This window comes from Methanospirillum stamsii (assembly GCF_003173335.1).
Classification (GTDB): Archaea; Halobacteriota; Methanomicrobia; order Methanomicrobiales; family Methanospirillaceae; genus Methanospirillum; species Methanospirillum stamsii.
In genome coordinates this window covers 20,428-34,848 of the sequence record NZ_QGMZ01000044.1, presented here as the reverse complement: position 1 = coordinate 34,848, position 14,421 = coordinate 20,428, and the positions used below count along the sequence as shown (strand labels likewise).

Here is a 14,421-nt window from a genome sequence, read left to right as displayed (position 1 = left end):
TTCGGATTTTCATCCCGTTTAATATCCTTGATACGCTCCTTTAAGATCTTTTCGACCTTTTCAGGAATGATATCAAGATTATCCGGGTTCATCTGGTGATCAGAGAAAAATTCCCTGACTTCCATGGACTTTTTATCAAGAGGAGTGAGACGGGGACGGGCAGTCGGAGTGATAATGGTCTGGGGAAGACCGGGTTGTTCCTCCTCAGGTTCTTCTTCAGATTCAACCACCAGGGGAGTAAAACTCTCCGTCAGCCAGTCATAGAATTTTTCCGCGTGAATGAGATCTTCCATCTTTGCAACAAATGTCTGATCATCGATGGTATCTTCAGCATCCGCATCTTCCTCCTTCATCCGGTACTCAACCATCTCGATGAGAACTTCGCGGATATGCTCAGGGATGTCATCCGGAAACTTGCGTTTTACCTTATGTTCCTCAAAATACCGGAGGACTTTTGATGCTGCTTCAGATGGAACATTTAACTTTTCCATTAAATTTCCTCCTTGAGGATGTTACTTACTATTCCTTCGACATCCACCGGTTCACCAAAGGAACTCTTCATTGGATCGGTAGAATCTTCACCATATTCGAACTGGATGATTCTGCCACCGGTGGTTCTCACCGTCATATCATACGCAACTTTGAGATCCTGCAGAGCGTTGATCATTCTTCGCTGGAGGTAACCAGACTGGGATGTCCTGACTGCAGTATCGACAAGACCTTCACGTCCTCCGATTGCATGGAAGAAGAACTCAGTCGGGTCCAGTCCGGATTTGTAACTATTCATAACAAACCCGTGAGCCATTGCGCCCCGGTCATCTTTCTTAAAATGCGGGAGTGTACGGTCTTCGTACCCTCGCATGATTCGCTCACCACGAACTGCCTGCTGTCCGACACAACCAGCCATCTGGGTCAGGTTCAGCATTGAACCTCTTGCACCGGAAACCGCCATGACCACTGCAGAGTTGGACAGACCAAGGTGACGGCCTGCAATCTCTCCCGTGTTATCACGAGCCTTTCCAAGTACCTGCATGATCTGCATCTCAAGGGTTTCTTCGGGAGTTCTACCTGGCATTGGCTCTAACTGACCATCTTCAAAGATCTGGATACGACGCTCTACATCCTGTGCAGCACGATGAAGAACTTCCTTGATCTGGCCGTAATCGCTCTTTGAGAGATCTTCATCATCGATTGCGAAAGTAAACCCGTCATGCATAATTCCACGGATTGAAAGACGGGTCATGTCATCGATGAACTGAGCTGCCCGGGTATACTGATATTGTCTGATAATCCGGTGAAGAATTGCTCCGTCGAATGCACCAACGGCTTTTTTATCAATAACACCGGAGATCAACTCACCGTCGATAATCTGCACATACGCATCTCGTTCACAGTTTACCCGCTTGCATTCATCACAGTTGATACATGATGATGCACGGAATACCATGTTCAGATCATCAGGGAGAATTTTTGAGAATATCTGCTTGTTTGACCAGTATGGAATACCGTTTTCAACTTTTCCGGGCTCTCCAAGCCGGTCAACATGATTGTTCTTTAAAAGATCAATGGTCTCTTCTTTGGTAAACCATCTGAGCCGATGAGTCAGAAGGAATATTCCGGAGATGTGATCGTGGATACCACCGATGATCGGACCACCAAACCGGGGTGAGAGAATGTTTTCCTGCACCGCAGCAAGCATGGCCGCTTCAACACGGGCCTCTTCAGTCTGCGGGATATGCAGGTTCATTTCATCACCATCAAAATCCGCGTTATATGGCGGGCAGACTGCAGGATTAAGACGGAAGGTCTTCCCATCCATAAGTCTGACCCAGTGTGCCATGATGGACATCCGGTGCAAAGAGGGCTGACGGTTAAAGAGCACAATATCTCCATCACGAAGATGGCGCTCTACTATCCACCCGACTTCAATCTGATCTGCCACAAAGTCGAGGTTTCCGTCTTCAGTACCGGTCCCTTTTACCAGACGAATACGGCGCTTGTCAGGTCTGATAACATAATTTGCACCGCACGGGCTTTTGAGATCCGGACGTTCAGGTCCAACACGAACGATCCGGCGAAGCTCTTCGATATTAAAGGTGGTAACCTGCACCGGAATGGTCATCTCATTTGCAATCTTCTGGGGAATACCCACTTCATTTACCGAGAGGTTCGGGTTTGGTGAGATAACCGTACGTGATGAGAAGTTCACACGTTTACCAGACAAACTTCCTCTGAAACGACCATCCTTTCCTTTCAGACGCTGGGATAAGGTCTTGAGCGGACGCCCGGACCGATGACGTGCCGGAGGACAACCTGCAACCTCATTGTCTATATAGGTAGTAACATGGTACTGAAGCAGTTCCCAGAGATCTTCGATGATAAGCTGCGGAGCTCCTGCATCCTGGTTTTCTTTAAACCGCTGATTAATCCTGATGATATCCACCAGTTTGTGGGTCAGATCATCTTCTGAACGCTGACCATTTTCCAGGATGATAGAAGGACGCATAGTAACCGGAGGAACCGGAAGCACCGTCATGATGGTCCATTCAGGTCTGGCTACCTCTCCGACAATCCCGAGTTTCTGCAGATCATCATCAGGGATCTTTTCAAGACGTGCACGAATGTCAGCAGGAGTCAGTTTGTTTTCAACTTTCTTACCACGGTCATCAGTTGTAATCTCTGCAAAGGTGGTAGGTTTTTCAAAGTTGATTTTGAGCTGCTGTTCACCACAGTGAGGACAGATACGCTCCTTTTTCACATCCTTTTCACTGACAGAGTCTGTGCCCATCTCTTCTTCCGGCCCGATGATCTTCTCAATTTCTTCATCAGACAGAAGCAGACGACCACACTCACGGCAGGTTACACGAAGTAACTTTCTGATGAGCCGGGTATACCCCACATGGATAACCGGTTTTGCAAGTTCGATGTGACCAAAGTGACCAGGACATTCTCCTGATTTCTGACTGCAGGTCTTACATCGAAGGCCTGGATCAATAACACCAAGATGGAGATCCATAAGACCCTGGGGATAGGGAAATCCATCATCATCATAGGTATCCGCCCAGATGATCTTGCGGACACTCATCTGTCGAATCTCTTTCGGGGAGAGGAGACCAAACTCAATCTTCCCGATCCGTTTAGGACTTGGCATTACTCTTCTCCTCCTTAAACAACATCCTCAAGTTTGAGACGGGGAGCGATGGTCATACTCTTCATCTCATCGAGGAGCAGTTTGAACGCATAGGACATTTCAACCGGGTAGATATCGGTCTCACTGCCACAATTCAGGCACCGGGTGATATTCTGCTTGCGGTCCAGCATGGCGATCATTCCACACTTTGCACAAACAAACTCGGATACTTTGTCAGATTCTTCGAGCAGACGTTCTTTGAGAGCCATGGCTGCTCCATGACCAATCATCACATCACGCTCCATTTCTCCGAAACGAAGACCTCCTTCACGGGCACGACCTTCAGTCGGCTGACGGGTAAGAACCTGCACCGGACCCCTGGAACGGGCATGCATCTTGGATGAAACCATGTGGTACAGTTTCTGATAGTAGATGACACCGACATAGATATCTGCAAAGAACCGTCTTCCGGTGATGCCATCCCACATTGCTTCACGTCCGGTGTGTGAAAACCCGAACTTTTTCAGGGAGGCACGAAGGGTCTCTTCACGTTCACCGGAGAATGCAGTACTCGAAATACGCCTTCCTTCAAGGGAACCCACTTTCCCTCCAAGCATCTCAAGCATGTGACCGATGGTCATACGGGACGGAATTGCATGGGGATTAATTACAAGATCCGGTGTCAGGCCCGCTGCAGTAAATGGCATGTCAACTGCCGGAGTGATGAGACCTACCACTCCTTTCTGACCATGACGGGATGCGAACTTATCACCGACTTCCGGAACACGGAGATCACGGGTTCTGACCTTGACCAATTTGGAATTATTTTCTCCTTCGGTCAGGATAACCGTGTCAACAATACCGTGTTCATTGGAACGCATGGTAACCGACGTGTCACGACGCTTTTCTACGGTTATAAGTTCTGATGTCGGTTCTTCAAGGAACCGGGGTGGAGAGGTCTTTCCAATGATAACGTCCTTTTCCCTCACGATGGTTTCCGGATTGATGATTCCATCGTCATCAAGGTTGGAGTAATAATCAGAACCATGAGCTCCGGTTACATCTTCGTCCGGAACCTCAATACGGTCAATCTGACCACCAGGATACCGACGCTCTTCACCTTCATATGTCCTGAAAAAGTGTGAACGTCCGACACCCCGGTCAATAGACGCCTGATTAAAAATCAGAGCATCTTCAATATTATAACCCTCGTAAGAAAGGATGGCAACAACAAAATTCTGTCCTGCTGCCCGGTCATCAGACCCGATTACATCAGAGGTCTGAGTATATACGAGAGGTTTTTGAACATAATGAAGCAGGTGACCACGGGTATCCGGCCGGAGTTTCATATTTGCGCAGCCAAATCCGAGTGCCTGCTTGACCATTCCTGCTCCCATGGTAACACGGGGAGATGCATTGTGTTCCGGGAACGGGACGTGGGCAGCACCGATTCCAAGAATAAGAGAAGGATCAACCTCAAGATGAGTGTGCAGGGGAGTGATATTCTCCGGTTTTATTGCAATGTTGAGATCTTCTTCCTCTTCTGCATCGATAAGTTCAATATATCCCTTTTTGATAAGATCAGGAAACTCAATCTCTTTATTTTTAAGTTTCTGCACTTCTTCATCAGGGATTATCGGAACTCCGTCCTGCAGGACGATGAGAGGTCTTCGGGCCCGGCCACGATCGGTATGAATGATAACGTCGCCGTTGAACTCTTTATAAGAGCAGTTCACTTCGGTCGAGATAACGCCCTGACGCCTCATTGCCCTGATTTTCCCAACAAGTTCGCGGGGGTCATCTACAAGACCAATGAGAGCACCATCAACAAAAACCCGGGACTGTGAAGAGATCATCAGATTTCAACTCCTATTCTCTCTACTCCCATTCCATAGAGCATCCGTACAACTTCATCATCTGAATGGACACCTTTACTTATCTCAACCATCTGGGCAAAGTTTTTCACCAGACCACAATTTGGTCCTTCCGGAGTCTCACTTGGACATATACGTCCCCACTGTGTCGGATGAAGATCACGAGCTTCGAAGTGAGGCTGAGATCTTGAAAGCGGGGATATGACCCTTCGTAAGTGTGAAAGAACACTCATGTGATCAACCCGGTCAAGAAGCTGTGAAACACCAGTTCTTCCTCCGACCCAGTTTCCGGTTGCAAGCGGATGAAGCAGACGCTCGGTAAGAACATCCGCACGGACTGCCGTTGCAATGGAAAGATCACGGTGTCTCATGCTGGCCCGTTCAAGCTGATATTTGATATCACGGGTAAGTCGGTTGAGTGAAATACGGAAGAGATCTTCCATTAAGTCTCCGGCAAGTTTGAGCCGTTTGTTTGCGTAATGATCTTTGTCATCAATACGACGTCGGTCAAGCACCAGGTCAAAACAGGCTTCAGCCATTCGCCCAAGGAAATGTGCTTTTGCAAGACGAACCGAGTGGACAATCTTCATACACTCTTCATCTTCCTCATTCACGATTCTTGGCATCAGATAATTCAGATGAGGCAGGAGATAGTTATCAAGAACAAATTCGGCACGTTTTCGCTGATAATCACGGGTCTGGTTCGGAGCGAGTTTTTTACCGACATACATGACACCGCACTCCACGGTCTCACACTCACTCTCTTCAAGATTCTGCATCATGAATGTGAGGATCTCTTCATCGGTAGAGACAGCCCGGACAACATCTGCATCACTTGTCATACCAAGGGCACGCATCATGTCCACGAACCGGAGATGCCCAGCAACGGACGGGAACGTTACCTCAAGAAGATTCTTTCTGTTTCGTTCAACAACGACCAGAGCACGATATCCACGGAACTGGGAAAACACCTTTGCAACATAGATACGCTCACTATACCGCTCGGTGTACTCGGTCATGATCTTGTTTGAAGCAAGATCCTCAAGAGTCATGAGCACACGCTCAGTTCCATTAACGATGAAATATCCGCCCGGATCCAGAGGATCTTCTCCATGAGTGGTCCGCTCTTCATCGGTCATTCCATACAGGTTACAGGCAACAGAGCCCACCATGATAGGAAGCTGCCCGATTGTTGCAATAACCGGTTCATGCCTGACACCTCCCTGGACAAGGGTCAGACCTAGTTGAATTGGTGCTGCATACGTAATGTTACGAAGCCGTGCTTCTCCTGGATACAGTTCAGACTGCGATCCATCTGCTTCACGGACAAGCGGTTTTAAAATTTTCAGGTCTCCAAGTTCAACAGAGACCGGTTCGTTCCCTTTTCCTCTTGACTCGATATCAGTTTCGATTACTCGTTGCTCATCAACGACTTTTTGTAAATTGTTAATGAGAAAATGGTTGTAAGAATCCAACTGATGCCGGGCAACGTGTTCACGGGAAAAGTAAGCCTGGGAAAGTATACTAAGGTCTATCAACAGATCAGCCCCGGAAAATTTATTTTTTGGGTCGTCTCACCACAAGCCGATACGCTTCTGCACGGCCAGCGGTCCTACTTTTTCGGACGATTTTTATTACGTCGCTAATTCTAGCCCCTATTGCCTGCACTGCCGGATCATCATGATAGATCTTGGGCAGTTGCTCAGGTCCGATCTGGTATCGGGCGAAAAGATTTTTTACGTCTTCTTCGCTCATGATACTATGCTCTGGCACCATCTCATGTTTCAGTACATTCAGCTCGGCGGTCACGCCATACCCCCTGGAAACGCGTTTCGGTAAAAAGTCTGCACGAAAAGACCACAACTGTCGTGGAGCGGGCTCGAGGGGATTTGAACCCCCGACCACCTGGTTAAAAGCCAGGCGCTCTGCCAAACTGAGCTACGAACCCCGTTGGCCACTGATCTGTAGCACTATTAGAATGATGTAGCTCCATATATAATTTTTCCAGGTTTCACCATCACTCCTGCCAAAAAATTGAGAGAAAAAAAGAGATCTCAATTCACGCATACGTATGTTAAAAAATACCTGCTGCGCGGGAATAACCTATATCAATTATTATAATCTAGTTTTAAAGGAATTGTCCTTCTCCGGTCATGGAGAGAAATACAGAGGATGATTTTTTTTATAATACCATAATCAGCAGAATATGGAGGATAGTGTCAACAAATAATGGATAATCTCGCCGAATGGATAGAGTCACACCAGAAACTATGTCAGCCACGGAAGGAACATGCACAACGGGCCTTACGGCACCTTTCCAGGCTTGAGAAAAAAAATCTCTTTTCTGAGGAGATATCCTACATGCGATCCGCAGAGGGAAGATGGTTTGAGATGATAACCTACGAACTATTCCTCGATATTGCCAGTAAAACAGATACACTAAAGAGTGTTGTTCTGAAAGGAGCGGATGCCAGAGGAAAAAAACCTTTTCCGGCACTGGGTCAGAATGGCTTTTTTTATTCAAGAAACGGAGATATCACCATCCGGGGAAATGGTCAGGACCTCGCAGAATTCGATCTCCTGATGACTAAACCGGACGGATCACTCATCTTTGTCGAAGTAGTCACTTCCCCTTCTGATCTAAAGGATTTTCTCCAGGAGATTTATTACAAAAAACAGGTAATCAGGTACCTTTTCAACCAGAAGGCGGTGACATTCATTCTGGTTACTTCATTCCCCCTGACAAATTACAAAGGAGGAAGAAAGGTCCTCGGATCAGAAGAGCATATCTCGATATGCACACGCTCATGCGATAATTTCAGGAAACATATCGCCGGAACATGGAGCAAACAATCATTAAAGCCCTATCACCCTCCAGGAAAGACCTGTCTTTGCACAGAACTTACCACCGCAGCCCCATTTCCATATAAACAATTTCATGACATGGAAAAAGACTGGGTTTTTTCCCAGCTTGGAAATAACAATGGGCCTATTAACCTTCCTTCACCTTACCGGACCCATACCCTCGTAAAAAAGATACTCTTTGGCAGGTTATTCCCCTCAACAGTAAAAAGACTCTGTGAGCAGTTCCGTTTTGTCTATCGTGATCAATCTTTTAACGCACAGGAGTTAAATGACAACTTTTCAAAGATAATTCTTGCCGCAGATATTCCGGATTACAGTCCGCTCATTTACCTTAAACCCAGGCAGAAAAAAGAATACTACAAAATGGTCTATGACGGACAGGGGACTTTTAAATATGAACGAAAGACGCCACCAAAAGTTGGGTTTTATGTCTGGCTTGAATCACTTGAACCTGAACTGGGATCTCAGGTAGCGATTAAACTCATTGAAACGTTATCGCAGTACTGTTTTTCAGCTCCGGAGAAACAGCCCCCGGGATCATAGGGTTTTCTTGTTTTGTAATAACGTGTGATAATTGATAAATCAGATTTTTAACGATTTAAAAATCACACACGCCCAAAAAAAAGTTTACGTATATAATTGGCGATTATACCCAGCCACGGACCTTCATTGCTTCAACAACACGTTTTACTGCAACAACATATGCTGCCTGACGCATGTTAATCTTATATTCTTTTGAGGCGGCAAGAACTTCATGGTATGATTTAGTCATTGCCTTGTCAAGTTTTGCATAGACCTCATCAATGGACCAGTAGTGCATGTACATATTCTGGACCATTTCATAGTACGAAACAGTCACTCCACCGGCATTACAGAGGAAATCAGGTATGACATGAACACCGTTTTTATGGAGGGTTGCATCACCGTCTGGAGTTGTCGGCCCGTTTGCAAGTTCACAGATTACTTTTGCCTTAATAGTTGCAGCAACCTTACCGTTGATTGCTCCCTCATCAGGTGCAGCTGCTACAATAATATCAACAGGAAGAGCAAGGACGTCTTCATTGGTCAGCGTCTTTAATCCCTTAAATCCGATGACAGAGCGTGTTTTGTTCTTGTGGTCGGCTAATGCAGCGATGTCAAGACCGTTTTCATCATACACACCACCCTTGGAGTCAGTAACTGCAACAATCTTTGATCCAAACATCTCCTGGGCAAGAGTTGCTGCAAATGTTCCTGCATTTCCAAAACCGAGAACTGCCACTTTAGCCTTGGAAAGATCAAGTTTGAGTTCTTTTGCGGCTTCACGAAGGGTATACATACCACCTTTTGCGGTTGCATCTCCACGACCAAGTGATCCACCAACGACAATCGGCTTACCCGTGACAACACCATACTGGTTCTTTCCGCTGATAACGGAGTACTCATCCATCATCCATGCCATGATCTGACCAGTGGTATAGACATCAGGTGCCGGAACATCCATGTCTGGTCCAATGTGCTGCCAAAGTGCACGAATGTACCCACGGCTTAATCGTTCCAGTTCACCCTCGGACATCTCCTTCGGGTTACAGATAACTCCTCCTTTTCCTCCTCCAAGGGGCAGACCAAGAACAGAACCCTTCCAGGTCATCCATGCGGCAAGTGCACGAACGGTATCAATTGTTTCATCAGGATGGAACCGGATACCACCTTTGTATGGACCAAGCGCATTGTTGTATTGAACACGAAATCCCTGGAACACCCGGGTTGTGCCATTATCCATCTTGACCGGGATGGAAACCTGAATTTGTTTCTGTGGTTGCAAAAGAATGTCAACAACGCCCTGTTCCAGATTGAGGATCTTTGCACAATCCAGGAGTTGTTGTTGAGCCATCTCAAACGGGTTTACCTTTGACATGTTTTTCTCCCTGTTACTGTTATTTGTCATATTCTATTTTTTAATAGAACACATTTGACAAAACAGATACAACATTCTTAAATATAAAACATATAGGAAACATCTTTCTGATAAGGTCAGACAAAACAGAAAAAATCTCTTCTCTCATCAGGGCGATGTCAGATATAAATATCGTGAGAGAGAAATATGATGTGAAACCAGAGAGGATTAGAGGATGACCAAATTACACCTCTTTTCTTCCCTTTTTTATCCGTTTTCAACAGATTCCATTGGATTTTCATGGAAATCAAGCAGAACCAGCGGATGAGGATTTAACGAGTGATATTGTGGGTTTGACATAATTCCCAGGATATTCCCAAAGGGATCCACTACAGAAGCGGTTGAGTACCCTCCACCAAAGTCCCGGATTGGTTCATGTTCCTTTGCACCCATCGTTAGTAATTTTTCCATGAATGCCTCCACATCGTCTGTGTGCCAGTATACAACAGCACCAGAAGGGGCAGCAGGCATATTTTTACATTCGTATTTCTTGTCAATCAGGGCTAATTCGTGTTTAGAGGCTCCTATGTGAAATTCAACATAGTCCGGGCTTTCACGGTGTGGAACGACACCGAGTAGTTCCATATACCATTTTTTCGCAGTAGGCACATCAGATACAAAGTAATTAACCGCTGAAAGACCCCGAATCATTAGTGAGTTTTCCATAATCATCAGATATTCCGAACTCGTTTCGTTTGAGTTTCCTGATAATCACTCCGTTATTTCATCAGAGAGTTGCAATGAATTTGACACAGCCTCAGGCCAGATAAAGACCTTAAATCCACCAATTTTTCCATAATTGGCAAATTTTCTGACTGATTCAACAACATTTTTTACCTCTGTATCATCAACAAAAACCTCAATTTCACTCATGGGGATTGTATTGATTATGATATTGCCATGGCTGTATTCAACAAATATTCCGCCCTTATCGTTCCGGTTATGGACTTCATCAGTAACCATGTCCTTAAATCCGGCTTTTTCAAGAGCACCTTTCACTTCATCGAACCTTTCTGGATGAAGTATTGCTTTGACATGCTGCATAATGCACCTTGTTTTTTTCGGATGAGAAAATCCGACAATTGCAGTCATTTTTCGTCTTAAACCGTTATTTTTCACAACCATGCATCCTTTCATGTCTATGAACCCCTGACGAGATACTAAACCTGTTTCCCGGGTTTATCATTCCCAATGATCCTAAAGTTCAGAACACGTTTTTTCTGATGCAAATTCTCTGTAGGCATCAGCATCACTTTCACTGCTCTGTCACCATCGCGACCAGGCTGGTTCACTACATCAAAAGGACTCCGGATACGATGTAAGGAGTGAAAAGGATTGTTAACCCGCATAGACATGATAAACCAGCCATGGAGAAACATTATCCGGATTCCACACCAAATAACAGTAAGGAGAGTCCAACCTCCGATTGTTTTTTTATTTTTTTTTTCGGGTTTTTTCTCTATCACCTACCTCATTCTATCAATCAACCAGGATGGTACTTTTCCGGACTCCTTTTATCAGAATGAATCCTTGGCACCAGTACTATCGGGTTGACCTGTATCTGATTAGACATAATCAGACAAGTAAGAAGTTACCTTCCATCGAATATAAAGTTTGTCATATGTCAAATAATATTCTCCAACCGCAATAAATACAATGAGAGAAATTTAGCGCAGGTTTTTGCTTTTAAGAAGGAATTCGCAATTTAAACATCATCCAAACATCAGGAGTAATATTTACAAAAACTGAGCAAGAGACAACAATGATTTCCAAATAAAGCAGAAAATAAATGTAACGGAGTTGGCGCGAAATAATGGACTGTACAGTAAAATTATATGACGTTGCTTTTCTGAAAAGAAGGGATTATTATCTCATATAGATACTGAGATCTTTTAACTTGTTATTTTGAGCGATATTTATCGTAAGCGGAGTCAGACTTTCAACAATACCGGCGAGCTCAAGCCCACCTGCATCAACCGGCTGTAGCTTTGAAATCTGCTGAGCAAGTGCCATCACCTGCATTTTTGCATCAGTATCATCACTGGTTACCGCAACGGTATAGTCAAGTACGCAATCCAGCATGGACCATTTTCGTGCAGCTATATTATTAAACGCGGTCACCAGTTTGCATGATTCCGGAAGCATTTTTTTGATGGCAAGAGCAGCAGATCCCTCATCAGGAGGACAATAGAGAAAACACCCGTTCTTTCTGACCATCGGGTTTACGGGGGAGATGACAATCTTGTCCTTAAAACAATCCGGATTTATTCCTGCAAGAGTTGGCGCAACATGTTGGAATGGTAAGGAGATAACAACCATATCACCAGCTTTTGCCGCATCTTCGTTAGTAGTCCCGCGACAGTTCCCATCTATCCCTCGCTCTTTCAGGGTATTTTTTATCTTATCAGCTGATTCAACAGCTTTTGCAGGATCACGCGACCCAAGAATGATTTCATGTTTATCTGATACCCGAAGGGCAAGGCCCTCACCAATATCACCAGTACCACCAATGATTCCAATTTTCATCATTTCACCTGAGATTATACAATTTGTCCCATGAAAGCGGTAATTATTCAGTAAAAGAATAATGTCGGTCCACCATTCAAATGAAAGATGGACGTATGATTCATGATACCATCCATCATCAAAGACCTAATTCTCTACCGGATGGGAAAGTCCGGTGTATATCCGAACAAGTTATCTTTCTATGTGAATGGTATAATCCCTTTCCTTCCGTCACTCTTAAAAGACATATGGAAAATATTATCATAGCAGGTTAGAAGGAAACTGACTAGTGACTCAATCAGGGATCCACGCATCTTGAAATACCTATACGTATAACAACCATTCATGCCTCCAAGAAAGAAGGTAGCTGCTGCTCCTGTGGGCGGCATGAACCCAAAAGTCGAAAAAGCATTGAATGAACAGATAAATGCAGAACTTTACTCCTCATATCTGTATCTCTCAATGTCTTCCTGGTTTGATTCAGTAGGTCTCCGGGGATTTGCAAACTGGGAACGAATACAGGCAATGGAAGAGAAAGACCATGCAATGAAGATCTTTGATTATCTTCTCACCCGGGGTGGCCGGGCAGTCATGACAAAAATTGATGCTCCGCAGAGTGTATGGAACAATCCAAAAGATGCATTTGAAACTCAGCTCGCTCACGAATTAAAAGTTACAAACCTCATAAATAACCTCGTAAACCTGTCAATTACTGAAAAAGACCATGCCACATTGAATTTTCTTCAGTGGTTTGTCAATGAACAGGTAGAAGAAGAAGATAATGCCAGAACCATACTTGAACAGATCTCCATGATCAGCCAGGAGAAAGGAGTTGGGTTGTTGTTCATGCTTGATAAAGAACTGGCATCAAGGACATACACCCCTCCTGCCACCCTTAAGCCATAATTTTTTAAATGAATATCCGTGATTTCGGGTTATTTCACTTCCACACTCACATTCGGATCATAGGGATTCGTTCTGACTGCAAGTGAATAGAGGTATGGGTAATTAAGATACAGATATCCCATGTAATTAATCCATTCATTCGTCAGAGCCTGATAAACCCGGCTGATATCTCCAGACAGATGAGTTCTGTCAGAAACAGTAAGATTATCCGGATCTTTCCGATGACCAAGTTCTGCTGTCAGGTGAAAAGCGGACTGTAAAAGAAAAGTAAAACTCTGATGTTCAAGCATCACCGGATTTTCCATTAGCCGAAGCAGAAAATTCCGCTTCTCCTGTAAAAAGTCCTGCATCTCTTTTAAATCAATTATTTCAGGATTTAATCTGAATGAATGATTGGTAGCAGCATTCTGCATTGCCAGAGTATCAGGTTTTTCTTTTCCATCCAGAAAAAACGATTTCCCAAAACCTGACCGGTCATTATCAGCAGGGATAATTCGTTTTAAGAGTTCATTCCCGACTTCAATAAAAAATATACCGATAACCATGTTCAGTTTTTCAAGCCGTTCATTTTTTGCACGCCTTGATAGTAATCCATTGATTACCAGGGTGACGAATAACACATTAATAAACAGGAATCCGGCTGAATTGAAAATATATTCGATTGTCCCCGGGAGATTATCTATCAGGGTCAGTTTAAGAAGATAAACAATGACAGAACAACCAACAAGAGTACATCCCAATTTCACATGCCAGGGTAATGGTACCATACATACATGTTGAATCTCAATGAAAAAACCTCTTTCACAGATCTAATAGAATAGCAGGTAGAACAATACAGAAGTACACTTATGTCACGATTGTTATCAGAGAGAGACATTAGCCTTTTAAAAGTACTTGCACCTGAGTTTTCAGGTGAATCCTGCAGCGGGTCAGGGATGCCATACCACTCACTACTTCCTCCGGTAGCAAATCATTATGCGCAAAATGCCAGTGATTTCAGGCGCAGGATAGAATTACTAAAAAAGAAGAACTCATGTATCTTGTTGATCTGGTTTTTACAGGAGAGGAGAGCCTTCATTGTATTCCTCCATATTTTTTTTCATGAACTTGAGGAGAGAATACGAGAGGCTCTGGGTGAGAATACTGCGAAACAACTTACCAGGTTTTATGCAATGAGCTGTGAATAGCAATACATATCCATCACC

General features: G+C 44.5%; 13 protein-coding genes and 1 tRNA gene. 3 read left to right on the top strand and 11 right to left on the bottom strand.

The annotated features are described in order from the left end of the window. Nucleotides 1-490: 490 nt before the first annotated feature. The 5 genes from DLD82_RS15970 to DLD82_RS15950 all read right to left on the bottom strand — a co-directional run bounded on the left by DLD82_RS15970 (nt 491) and on the right by DLD82_RS15950 (nt 6,952). On the bottom strand, nt 491-3,151 hold the full coding sequence (locus tag DLD82_RS15970) for a DNA-directed RNA polymerase subunit A' (protein ID WP_109942127.1): 2,661 nt from the start codon (nt 3,149-3,151) through the stop codon (nt 491-493). 14 nt (nt 3,152-3,165) lie between these two features. Then, on the bottom strand, nt 3,166-4,986 hold the full coding sequence (rpoB, locus tag DLD82_RS15965) for a DNA-directed RNA polymerase subunit B (protein WP_109942126.1): 1,821 nt from the start codon (nt 4,984-4,986) through the stop codon (nt 3,166-3,168). Next, nucleotides 4,986-6,542 (bottom strand): DNA-directed RNA polymerase subunit B'', encoded by a 1,557-nt coding sequence (locus DLD82_RS15960; protein ID WP_181391486.1) that lies wholly within the window; start codon nt 6,540-6,542, stop codon nt 4,986-4,988. Before DLD82_RS15960 ends, rpoB begins: the two co-directional genes overlap by 1 nt. A gap of 19 nt (nt 6,543-6,561) precedes the next feature. After that, nucleotides 6,562-6,813 (bottom strand): DNA-directed RNA polymerase subunit H, encoded by a 252-nt coding sequence (locus tag DLD82_RS15955; protein WP_109942125.1) that lies wholly within the window; start codon nt 6,811-6,813, stop codon nt 6,562-6,564. Between the two features lie 65 nt (nt 6,814-6,878). Then, nucleotides 6,879-6,952 (bottom strand) — tRNA-Lys (locus DLD82_RS15950). Between the two features lie 281 nt (nt 6,953-7,233). Between DLD82_RS15950 and DLD82_RS15945 the strand changes: the two genes are divergently transcribed. Then, nucleotides 7,234-8,412, top strand: coding sequence for a hypothetical protein (locus DLD82_RS15945; protein WP_109942124.1), 1,179 nt, complete (start codon nt 7,234-7,236; stop codon nt 8,410-8,412). A 103-nt stretch (nt 8,413-8,515) separates the two neighbouring features. Here DLD82_RS15945 and DLD82_RS15940 read toward each other — a convergent pair whose 3' ends face one another. The 5 genes from DLD82_RS15940 to npdG all read right to left on the bottom strand — a co-directional run bounded on the left by DLD82_RS15940 (nt 8,516) and on the right by npdG (nt 12,334). Beyond that, nucleotides 8,516-9,766 carry a Glu/Leu/Phe/Val family dehydrogenase gene (locus DLD82_RS15940; protein ID WP_109942123.1) on the bottom strand — a complete coding sequence of 417 codons (1,251 nt, stop codon included), beginning with the start codon at nt 9,764-9,766 and terminating at the stop codon, nt 8,516-8,518. A gap of 246 nt (nt 9,767-10,012) precedes the next feature. Continuing rightward, nucleotides 10,013-10,471, bottom strand: a complete 459-nt coding sequence (locus DLD82_RS15935) for a VOC family protein (RefSeq protein WP_219968487.1) — start codon at nt 10,469-10,471, stop codon at nt 10,013-10,015. Between the two features lie 45 nt (nt 10,472-10,516). After that, nucleotides 10,517-10,942 (bottom strand): P-II family nitrogen regulator, encoded by a 426-nt coding sequence (locus DLD82_RS15930; protein ID WP_109942122.1) that lies wholly within the window; start codon nt 10,940-10,942, stop codon nt 10,517-10,519. A 23-nt stretch (nt 10,943-10,965) separates the two neighbouring features. Then, the gene (locus DLD82_RS19030) at nt 10,966-11,160 is read right to left on the bottom strand and encodes a hypothetical protein (protein WP_219968486.1); all 195 of its coding nucleotides are present in this window, start codon (nt 11,158-11,160) and stop codon (nt 10,966-10,968) included. A gap of 511 nt (nt 11,161-11,671) precedes the next feature. After that, nucleotides 11,672-12,334, bottom strand: a complete 663-nt coding sequence (gene npdG / locus DLD82_RS15920) for an NADPH-dependent F420 reductase (RefSeq protein WP_342764576.1) — start codon at nt 12,332-12,334, stop codon at nt 11,672-11,674. Between the two features lie 321 nt (nt 12,335-12,655). On the opposite strand from npdG, the gene DLD82_RS15915 reads away from it, so the two are divergent. Next, entirely contained in the window at nt 12,656-13,216 is a 561-nt protein-coding gene (locus DLD82_RS15915) for a ferritin (protein WP_245920477.1), read from the top strand. A gap of 29 nt (nt 13,217-13,245) precedes the next feature. On the opposite strand, the gene DLD82_RS15910 is transcribed toward DLD82_RS15915, so the two are convergent. Then, complete coding sequence (locus tag DLD82_RS15910) at nt 13,246-13,983, bottom strand: hypothetical protein (protein ID WP_109942119.1); 738 nt, start codon at nt 13,981-13,983, stop codon at nt 13,246-13,248. Nucleotides 13,984-14,064: 81 nt separating this feature from the next. Here DLD82_RS15910 and DLD82_RS15905 point away from each other — a divergent pair, with 81 nt between their 5' ends. Beyond that, a complete protein-coding gene (locus DLD82_RS15905; protein WP_219968485.1) occupies nt 14,065-14,403 on the top strand; it encodes a hypothetical protein in 339 nt (112 codons plus the stop codon). The last annotated feature ends 18 nt before the right edge of the window (nt 14,404-14,421 follow it).